Annotated in this window: 6 protein-coding genes; 3 read left to right on the plus strand and 3 right to left on the minus strand. The window is 42.5% G+C overall.

The genetic code is table 11. The features are described 5' to 3' along the window. Positions 1 to 349: 349 nt before the first annotated feature. Positions 350 to 3,340 carry a type I restriction endonuclease subunit R gene (locus ADI58_RS10050; protein WP_049522484.1) on the minus strand — a complete coding sequence of 997 codons (2,991 nt, stop codon included), beginning with the start codon at positions 3,338 to 3,340 and terminating at the stop codon, positions 350 to 352. A 147-nt stretch (positions 3,341 to 3,487) separates the two neighbouring features. Here ADI58_RS10050 and ADI58_RS10055 point away from each other — a divergent pair, with 147 nt between their 5' ends. Beyond that, the gene (locus ADI58_RS10055) at positions 3,488 to 4,105 is read left to right on the plus strand and encodes a TVP38/TMEM64 family protein (protein WP_049516275.1); all 618 of its coding nucleotides are present in this window, start codon (positions 3,488 to 3,490) and stop codon (positions 4,103 to 4,105) included. Positions 4,106 to 4,147: 42 nt separating this feature from the next. Here the strand turns inward: ADI58_RS10055 and scrK are convergent, their stop codons facing one another. Together scrK and ADI58_RS10065 are read right to left on the minus strand one after the other, a co-directional pair. After that, positions 4,148 to 5,035: a fructokinase ScrK gene (scrK, locus tag ADI58_RS10060; protein WP_000164310.1), complete on the minus strand. Its 888-nt coding sequence runs from the start codon at positions 5,033 to 5,035 to the stop codon at positions 4,148 to 4,150. A 148-nt stretch (positions 5,036 to 5,183) separates the two neighbouring features. Then, a complete protein-coding gene (locus ADI58_RS10065) occupies positions 5,184 to 7,070 on the minus strand; it encodes a sucrose-specific PTS transporter subunit IIBC (protein WP_049522485.1) in 1,887 nt (628 codons plus the stop codon). A gap of 379 nt (positions 7,071 to 7,449) precedes the next feature. Here ADI58_RS10065 and ADI58_RS10070 point away from each other — a divergent pair, with 379 nt between their 5' ends. Next, positions 7,450 to 8,904 carry a sucrose-6-phosphate hydrolase gene (locus tag ADI58_RS10070; protein WP_049522486.1) on the plus strand — a complete coding sequence of 485 codons (1,455 nt, stop codon included), beginning with the start codon at positions 7,450 to 7,452 and terminating at the stop codon, positions 8,902 to 8,904. After that, positions 8,885 to 9,850 (plus strand): LacI family DNA-binding transcriptional regulator, encoded by a 966-nt coding sequence (locus tag ADI58_RS10075; RefSeq protein ID WP_049522487.1) that lies wholly within the window; start codon positions 8,885 to 8,887, stop codon positions 9,848 to 9,850. The genes ADI58_RS10070 and ADI58_RS10075 overlap by 20 nt, the downstream gene beginning before the upstream one ends. Positions 9,851 to 9,901 lie beyond the last annotated feature (51 nt).

Raw genomic sequence — 9,901 nt, forward strand, 5'->3', positions numbered from 1 at the left:
CAAAGAGCAAACTAGGAAGCTAGCCGCAAGCTGTACTTGAGTACGGTAAGGCGAAGCTGACGTAGTTTGAATTGGATTTTCGAAGAGTATTAAAAAATCCCTATCTGACTGGACACACACTCCGTCCATCAGATAGAGACTCTTACTATTTTTAGATTTTAACTTTTCTAACTTTAGAATACATATAAACTTTAGGGAAGACGACTATTCGAAAGCTAGAATACCTCAAAACTTTCTCAGATAAGCTATTCGAATCTTAGAATGCTTGTAAATTTATGGAATTAAGGCTATTCTAAACCCAGAATACATGTAAACTTTAGGATAGAGACCTGTTCTAAGTCTCGAAGACCTATCTCCCAACCCTCAATGGCTCAATGACTTCTTCGACAAGCTGGGTATAGGCTTCCTTGATTTGTTTTTTATAGAGGAGGGGATTGAGGGCATCTGCCACTTCTATCTTATAGTCCTGATAGCGCTGGCTCTTGGTCAGCTGGCTCTCTCCTAGTTGTTTTTTGGCTCCCTTGCGGTAGTGTTCGACATAGTAACGGAGTTCATCCTCTCCGACATACCAACGTTTGCTAAAGACTCGGATATGTTGCTGGATAACCGCCTCGATCATCTGATCCAAGATATTGGCAATAGACTGACCACGATAGTTTTCTGGATTTGCTTGGACTTCTCTCCATAGTTCAGTGATAATCTGAGCAAGATTTGGATTGGTCTTCTCAAGGCTCTCAATATAGTTATCCACGGCTTCCTTATCTTGAGCGCTTAGGTTCTTTTCTTGACTTTGACCTTGCTCGATCAGGCTTTGGATTAAGGTTAGGATATAGGCATAGTTGATCTCATCCACTTGGATAGACTCTAGTTCATAGTGAATATCAAGGGGCTCTCCATCGTCATCATCCTCTATTCGGCTTTTTAATTCTGCAAGGACATTGCGATAAAGACCCAGATACCTTTCCAACTTTTCTCCATCAAGTCCTGTCTGACTGTAAACTTCTTCCTCATCATACTCTTTATACACTAGGATAGAGGCTAGGTATTTATCAAAGGCTTGATAGGTTTTAGCTAGTTTCCTCAACTCAGGCGTAGAGACTTGCTCGAAATCTAGACCATTCACATAGTCATCAGTAGCAAGATTTTTGAAATCACTGCAACTCCTCAAAAAGTTTCTCTTCTCCTCTTCCCAGCTTGGAGCTAGGATCTCGTTTTCTCCACCATTTGAGTAGAGTTTGAGGGCATTATCCACTGCTTCCTTAAAGGCTAGAGGCTTTTGGAAGGTGATGATATGACCATAGGTCTTACTGCTGTCAAAGATCCGGTTGGTTCGGCTAAAAGACTGAATCAAGTCCTGCGGTTGCATAGGCTTGCGGTCGATAAAAAGAGTTGACAGACAAGGGGCATCAAATCCCGTTAGGAGACGATTGACCACGATGACTAAATCCAACTGTTCATTGCGATAGAGGTATTTGTCCTGCTTTCGAGCTAGACGGTTATTGACATCCGTATTAAAGCCACGAAGATCCGCCATGGTAAAGTGGGTATCAAACTCTTGGTTGTAGTCTTCTAAAACCTGCTTCATGTGGTCTTGGTTGGCTCTTGAGTCTTCTTCATTTTCTGTGACCGAGTAGGTGATAGTCGCTTTTGGAAAGTCTGGAAGGACCTGCTTGACCCTTTCCGACACCTTAACTCTCGTCTCCCCAGCTTTGACTCGTTTGAGCAGGTCATAGTAGGCTTGGGCTTGAGGGATGGATTTGACGGTCAGGATGGCATTGTAGGTCTTACCTACTCCCTTTTGGAAGCCTAACTGTTGACGGGATTTATTGATAATGGCATCCAAGACTTCCAGCATATGCTCCTCATTCTCATAGACAGTATCTGGTATGTCATTTTCAGATTTATCCGTGATGAGGGTATTGCGATAATCTACCTTAAAGCCTAAAACAGCACCATCATGGATGGCTTCCTTGACTGTATACTCATGGAGACGGTCACCGTATTGCTGTTGGGTGGTCTGAGCTAGGTCACCGACCTGCTGGCGTTTATTCTCCTTAAAGATAGGTGTGCCTGTAAAACCATACCAGAGAGACTGTGGAAAAAAAGCCTTAATGTCTTTTTGTGTTTGAGGTGTTACGGCACGGTGGCATTCATCCACGACAAAGGCCACTCGGAGACCCTTGATTTTGTCCGCATCTCTTTGGTAAAGACCTTGATCAAACTTACGCATCATGGTGATGATTTTCTGGATGGTCGTTACCACCACACGCTTATCATTACTTCCTAGTCGCTTGACCAAATCATGAGTATTATCCGTCTCATCGATATCAATGACATCATTGGTCGCATAAGAGAGAAATGACGAAGTGGTCTGTTGGTCCAAGTCCCTGCGGTCAACGACAAAAATCGTCTTTTGAATAGATGGAATCTGGAGGAGATTCCGAGCTACCTTATAAGAAGTCAGGGTCTTACCTGAACCTGTCGTGTGCCAGACATATCCTGATGCTTGCTGGCGAGAAGCTTCTTGCACTGCTTCGATGGCGTGGATCTGGTAGGGACGTAAGAGGATAAGAGCCTTCTTACTATCATCAAGGACAGAATACTGCATAACCATCTGGTGGGCACGAGGGATGGAAAGGACTTCATGGGCAAAGCTGGTCAAGCTCGTTATGGGGTGGTTGTCCTTATCCACCCACTTGGTTAGAAATTGCTTGTTGAGTTTATTTTCTCTGGCTGCAGCGATATAGCGTGTGTCTACCTTATTGGTCACAACAAACATCTGTAAACTAGAGTAGATGCCACGGAACTTGCCTTCCCTATCATACTTCTTAATTTGATGAAAGGCATCTAGAAAAGCAACTCTGGGACTTTTAAGCTCGATCTGAATCATTGGAAGGCCATTGATCAAGAGGGTCACATCTAGCCTGCGGTCTTGATCCTGAGGATTTATCTTATCTCTCTCGACTTGGTTGACAACCTCATAACTAGACTTACCAGCTGCGATATTGTCTCGCCAAATGACAGATAAACGGATAGTCCCCAAACTAGCATCTTCTCTCTGAACCTCAACCTTGGCAATGCCATTTTCGCCGACCAACCACTTGGCCGCATCATAGTAGCTAACAAAGTTCAGTTGATTCTTTATCTGGCGTTTTTCCTGTTCTGTCAGGGGATGATCTGCCAATAGAGCAACATTGTTCTGGGCTAGCTTTTCAAAGAAGTTTTCCCATAATTGCTCTTCTGTTTTAAGGTCATCTCTGTAAGTCCATTGACTTTCCCCAGTCACCAGTTGGTTGATCAGTTGTTTTTCTATCTCCAGTTCTGGTTTTACCTGTATCATACTCTCTCCTTTGCTACATGTCTGCTCCCTTTATTATAGCATGTTTAGGCTCAAAATCCATCACTCTTCCCTCAGCAAAAAGACTCATTCCCCCTTTCTCCTCCAAAATATGGTATAGTAGAGTTATACTATCTATGAGGAGTTCACATGTCACATGATAAACAAATGAAAGCTGTTTCTCCCCTTCTGCAGCAAGTTATCAACATCTCATCGATTGTCGGTGGGGTTGGGAGTTTGATTTTCTGTATTTGGGCTTATCAGGCTGGGGTTTTACAGTCTAAGGAAACCCTCTCTGCCTTTATACAGCAGGCAGGTATATGGGGGCCACCTCTCTTTATCTTTTTACAGATTTTACAGACGGTCGTCCCTATCATTCCTGGAGCCTTGACCTCGGTGGCTGGGGTCTTTATCTACGGTCACATCATCGGGACAATCTACAACTATATCGGTATCGTGATTGGCTGTGCCATTATCTTTTATCTGGTGCGCCTCTACGGGGCTGCCTTTGTCCAGTCCGTCGTCAGCAAGCGCACCTATGACAAGTATATCGGTTGGTTGGATAAAGGCAATCGTTTTGACCGTTTCTTTATCTTTATGATGATTTGGCCCATTAGTCCAGCTGACTTTCTCTGTATGCTGGCTGCCCTGACCAAGATGAGTTTCAAGCGCTATATGACCATCATCATTCTGACCAAGCCCTTTACCCTCGTGGTTTATACCTACGGTCTGACCTATATTATTGACTTCTTCTGGCAAATGCTTTAACATGTAAAAAATCCGTTTGGTTTCCCAAGCGGATTTTGTGCTTTATTTTGAAACTTCTTTTGCAAGAACAAAGTTTCCAAGAGTAGCAGAACCATTTCCTGCGACTGCTGGAGTGACGATGTAGTCACGCACATCTGGTACTGGTAGGTAGCCATTAAGAAGAGATGTAAATTTCTCACGGACACGGTCCAGCATGTGTTGTTGAGCCATGACCCCTCCACCGAAGACAATCACGTCTGGGCGGAAAGTCACTGTCGCATTAACCGCAGCTTGAGCGATATAGTAGGCTTGAACATCCCAAACAGGGTTGTTGAGTTCAATGTTTTCCCCACGAACACCTGTACGAGCTTCCAAACTTGGACCAGCTGCATAGCCTTCCAAACATCCCTTATGGAAAGGACAAACGCCCTTAAACTCTTTTTCAATATCCATTGGGTGTCTAGCCACATAGTAGTGACCCATCTCAGGGTGACCCACACCACCGATAAACTCGCCACGTTGGATGACACCTGCACCGATACCTGTACCGATTGTATAGTAAACCAAGTTTTCGATACGACCACCAGCATTATTACGGGCAACCACTTCACCGTAGGCAGAGCTGTTTACGTCTGTTGTGAAGTACATTGGCACGTTGAGGGCACGACGAAGGGCTCCAAGCAAGTCCACATTTGCCCAGTTTGGTTTTGGAGTCGTTGTGATAAAGCCATAGGTTTTTGAGTTTTTATCAATATCAATCGGACCAAATGAACCAACTGCAAGACCAGCAAGGTTATCGAATTTTGAGAAGAACTCAATGGTTTTATCGATTGTTTCGATTGGAGTTGTTGTTGGGAATTGTGTTTTTTCTACAACATTAAAGTTTTCATCACCGACAGCACAGACAAACTTTGTACCGCCCGCTTCCAAGCTTCCATATAATTTTGTCATGATAAACCTCTTGTTTTTATTTTCTTTATTATAGCATATTTCGAAAGTCTAAATTTCTCTATTTTTTAGATTTTCCTCTGTAAATCTTACCATTCAAGCAAAAACGAACAAACATGTCATTTGTTCGTTTTCATTTTGAGAGGATTGATTAGATTTTCACTTCGATCACAGCATCCCCCTTCGCAACTGAACCTGTTGCGACTGGAGCTACTGAAGCGTAGTCAGCTGTGTTTGTAACGATAACCATTGTTGTATCATCAAGTCCCGCTGCAGCGATTTTGTTTGAGTCAAAGGTTCCAAGAACATCGCCAGCTTTAACCTTATCACCTTGAGCAACTTTTGCTTCAAAACCTTCACCATTCATAGATACAGTGTCAATACCAACGTGAATCAAAACTTCAGCACCATCAGTTGTTTTCAAACCAAAAGCGTGTCCTGTTGGAAAGGCAATCGAAACTTCAGCATCAGCTGGTGCATATACCACACCTTGACTTGGTTTCACAGCGATACCTTGTCCCATAGCTCCACTTGAGAAGACTGGGTCATTGACATCAGCAAGAGCTACAACATCACCAACGATAGGAGTTACAAGTGTTTCATTTTGAAGAGCTGCTGGAATGTTACCAGTTGTTTCTTCTTGGACCAAACGTTCTGTCTCTACTTCAGTAGCAACTTCTTTTTCATCCTCATAACCAAACATGTAAGTAAGAGCAAAACCAAGTGCAAATGATACAGCTACCATAAGAAGGTATAGTGGAAGTTGTCCATTACCTGCATAAAGCATTGTACCAGGGATGATAGTGATACCACTACCAGTACCAGCAAGTCCAAGGATTGAAGCCAATCCACCACCGATTGCACCAGCAATCAATGAAAGGAAGAATGGTTTACGGAAACGCAAGTTCACCCCGAAGATAGCAGGCTCTGTAATACCGAGGAAGGCAGAAAGAGCAGCTGGGAAAGCAAGTGTTTTCAGTTTTGGATTTTTAGTTTTAACACCAACCGCAACAGTCGCAGCACCTTGAGCTGTCATAGCCGCAGTGATGATAGCGTTGAATGGGTTAGCATGGTCAGCAGCAAGCAATTGCACTTCAAGCAAGTTGAAGATGTGGTGCACACCTGACACGACGATCAATTGGTGAACCCCACCAATCAAGAAACCACCAAGACCAAGTGGCAAGCCAAGAATTGCTTTTGTACCAATAAGGATATAGTTTTCAACAATGTGGAAGACTGGTCCGATGACAAAGAGTCCAAGGATAGACATGACCAAAAGTGTCACAAATGGTGTTACCAAGAGGTCAATGACATCTGGAACGACCTTGCGGACAGCTTTTTCAAATTTTGCTCCGACAACCCCGATGATGAAGGCTGGAAGAACGGAACCTTGCAAACCAACAACAGGGATGAAACCAAAGAAGTTCATAGCCGTTACTTCACCACCTGAAGCGACTACCCAAGCGTTTGGAAGTGAGCCAGAAACAAGCATCATACCAAGAACGATACCAACGGCAGGATTTCCACCGAATACACGGAAGGTTGACCACACAACCAAACCTGGCAAGATGATGAAGGCTGTATCTGTCAAGATTTGTGTGTAAGTTGCAAAGTCTCCTGGAAGTGGCATTTCAAGAGCATTGAAAAGACCACGCACACCCATGAAGAGACCTGTCGCTACGATAACTGGGATGATTGGAACGAAAACGTCACCGAAAGTACGGATAGCACGTTGGAACCAGTTCCCTTGTTTAGCAGCTTCTGCTTTCATGTCATCTTTAGATGATGTTGGTAAACCAAGTGCAACAACTTCATCGTACATTTTGTTTACTGTACCAGTACCAAAGATGATTTGGTATTGACCTGAGTTAAAGAAAGCACCTTGAACTTTTTCCAAGTTCTCAATCACTTCTTTATTGATTTTTCCTTCATCTTTGACCATGACACGAAGACGAGTCGCACAGTGAGCTACACTGTTGACATTTTCACGTCCACCCAAGGCATCGATGACTTTTTTTGCAATTTCCTGATTGTTCATTTGCAAAAATCTCCTTATATAAAATTTTGTTATTGTTTGAAAGCGATTTTATTCGCCCTACGACTATTATTTTATCATGTTTTAGAAATATGTCAAGCGTTTTGCAGAAAAATATTCTATCCACTTAGTGGACACACTTCAAATTGATTGCTTTCGACTGTTTTATCAGGCATTTCTTGAAAAAATAAGTTTGAAATCTTAGTTTAAAAAGGTTTTATTTCATTATCTTTCATATTATCGTGAAAATATGATTGATTTCCTGTATTTATTTTATGACAAACGTTTGACAGTTTTTTCTCTTTTTTAACATAAAAGGCTTGCTTTTTTTTCCGAAAACGGTTACTATTAAAAGTGATAAGATTTTTGGAGGAATGAAAGAATGGAATGGACTACTGAGCGTCGTTACAGACTTTATCAAGATTGGACACAAGAAGAAATTAAGAATATTAAAGAAAATATGGCACAATCTCCATGGCATACTCATTACCATGTTGAGCCAAAAACAGGACTCCTCAACGACCCAAATGGCTTTTCTTACTTTGATGGGAAGTGGATCGTTTTTTATCAGAACTTTCCATTTGGTGCAGCCCACGGTTTGAAATCTTGGGTGCAATTGGAAAGCGAGGACTTGGTTCACTTCACAGAAACTGGTGTCAAAGTTTTGCCTGATACTCCATTAGATAGCCACGGCGCCTACTCGGGTTCTGCTATGCAATTTGGCGATAATTTGTTCCTATTCTATACGGGAAATGTCCGAGATGAAAACTGGATCCGTCACCCATACCAGATTGGGGCTTTGATGAACAAGGATGGCAATATTACGAAGATTGACAAGATTTTAATTGACCAACCAGCAGATTCTACAGACCACTTCCGCGATCCGCAAATTTTTAATTTTAAAGGTCAATATTATGCCATCGTCGGTGGACAGGACTTGGAGAAAAAAGGCTTCGTCCGTCTCTACAAAGCTATTGACAATGACTACACAAACTGGCAAGCAGTTGGCGACCTTGACTTTGCTAACGATCGCACTGCCTATATGATGGAATGCCCAAATCTGGTCTTTGTAGGAGAGCAACCTGTCCTTCTTTACTGCCCACAAGGATTGGATAAGAAGGTTCTAGACTACGATAATATCTATCCAAATATGTATAAAATCGGAGCTTCCTTTGACCCTGAAAATGCTAAAATGGTAGATGTGTCTCAACTTCAAAACATGGATTATGGTTTTGAAGCCTATGCAACCCAAGCCTTCAACGCTCCTGATGGACGTGCTCTAGCAGTTAGCTGGCTTGGATTACCAGATGTTTCTTACCCATCTGACCGTTTTGACCACCAAGGAACCTTCTCTTTGGTTAAAGAACTGACTATCAAAGATGGCAAACTCTACCAATACCCAGTCGCAGCTATCAAGGAGCTTCGTGCGTCTGAAGAAGCCTTCTCAAACCGTGTCCAAACTAATAACACTTACGAGCTTGAACTCAACTTGGAAGCCAATAGCCAAAGCGAGATTGTCTTACTTGCTGATAAAGAAGGCAAGGGACTTTCAATCAACCTTGACCTTGTAAACGGTCAAGTGACAGTGGATCGTAGCCAGGCTGGTGAACAGTACGCTCAAGAATTTGGGACAACTCGTTCTTGCCCTATCGATAATCAGGCTACTACTGCTACGATTTTCATCGATAACTCTGTCTTTGAAATTTTCATCAATAAAGGAGAAAAAGTATTTTCTGGTCGTGTCTTCCCACATGCAGACCAAAATGGTATCCTCATCAAATCTGGAAACCCAACTGGAACTTACTATGAATTAGATTATGGTCGCAAAACTAACTGATGTCGCCAAACTTGCAGGCGTCAGCCCTACTACCGTTTCTCGGGTTATCAATAAAAAAGGCTATTTATCAGAGAAAACCATTCAAAAAGTAAATGAAGCCATGCGAGAATTGGGCTATAAACCCAACAATCTGGCTCGTAGTCTGCAAGGAAAGTCAGCTAAGTTAATCGGCTTGATTTTCCCAAATATTTCCAATGTTTTCTATGCAGAATTGATTGATAAATTTGAACACCAACTCTTCAAAAATGGTTATAAGACCATCATCTGCAACAGTGAGCACGATTCTGAAAAGGAACGCGAATACATCGAAATGTTGGAAGCCAATCAGGTAGACGGCATCATTTCGGGTAGTCACAACCTAGGAATTGAAGACTACAATCGTGTGACGGCGCCGATTATTTCCTTTGACCGAAACTTGTCTCCAGACATTCCAGTCGTTTCCTCTGACAACTATGCTGGTGGGGTTCTTGCTGCCCAGACTTTGGTTAAGACAGGCGCCCAATCTATCATCATGATTACAGGGAATGACAATTCCAATTCACCAACTGGACTGCGCCACGCTGGTTTTGCTTCTGTACTCCCTAAAGCTCCTATTATCAATGTTTCCAGTGACTTTTCTCCTGTCAGAAAAGAAATGGAAATCAAGAATATCTTGACCCGTCAAAAACCAGATGCCATTTTTGCTTCAGATGACTTAACAGCTATTCTGGTCATTAAAATCGCTCAAGAACTGGGCATCTCTGTCCCTGAAGAGCTCAAGGTCATCGGCTATGATGGGACTTATTTTATCGAAAATTACTACCCTCAACTGGCTACTATCAAGCAACCCTTGAAAGAGATTGCCCAACTCACTGTTGATCTTCTCTTGCAGAAGATAGAAGGCAAGGAAGTTGCGACAACTGGTTACTTTTTACCAGTTACACTATTACCTGGAAAAAGTATTTAATACTCAATGAAAATCAAAGAGCAAACTAGGAAGCTAGCCGCAGGCTGTACT

The organism is Streptococcus mitis, assembly GCF_001074635.1.
GTDB lineage: Bacteria > Bacillota > Bacilli > Lactobacillales > Streptococcaceae > Streptococcus > Streptococcus mitis_E.

Bases quoted from the DNA above. Each gene is read 5' to 3' on its own strand.
- scrK (WP_000164310.1), bottom strand. From the start codon at position 5,035: ATGACAAAATTATATGGAAGCTTGGAAGCGGGCGGTACAAAGTTTGTC.
- ADI58_RS10055 (WP_049516275.1), top strand. From the start codon at position 3,488: ATGTCACATGATAAACAAATGAAAGCTGTTTCTCCCCTTCTGCAGCAA.
- ADI58_RS10065 (WP_049522485.1), bottom strand. From the start codon at position 7,070: ATGAACAATCAGGAAATTGCAAAAAAAGTCATCGATGCCTTGGGTGGA.
- ADI58_RS10075 (WP_049522487.1), top strand. From the start codon at position 8,885: ATGGTCGCAAAACTAACTGATGTCGCCAAACTTGCAGGCGTCAGCCCT.
- ADI58_RS10070 (WP_049522486.1), top strand. From the start codon at position 7,450: ATGGAATGGACTACTGAGCGTCGTTACAGACTTTATCAAGATTGGACA.
- ADI58_RS10050 (WP_049522484.1), bottom strand. From the start codon at position 3,340: ATGATACAGGTAAAACCAGAACTGGAGATAGAAAAACAACTGATCAAC.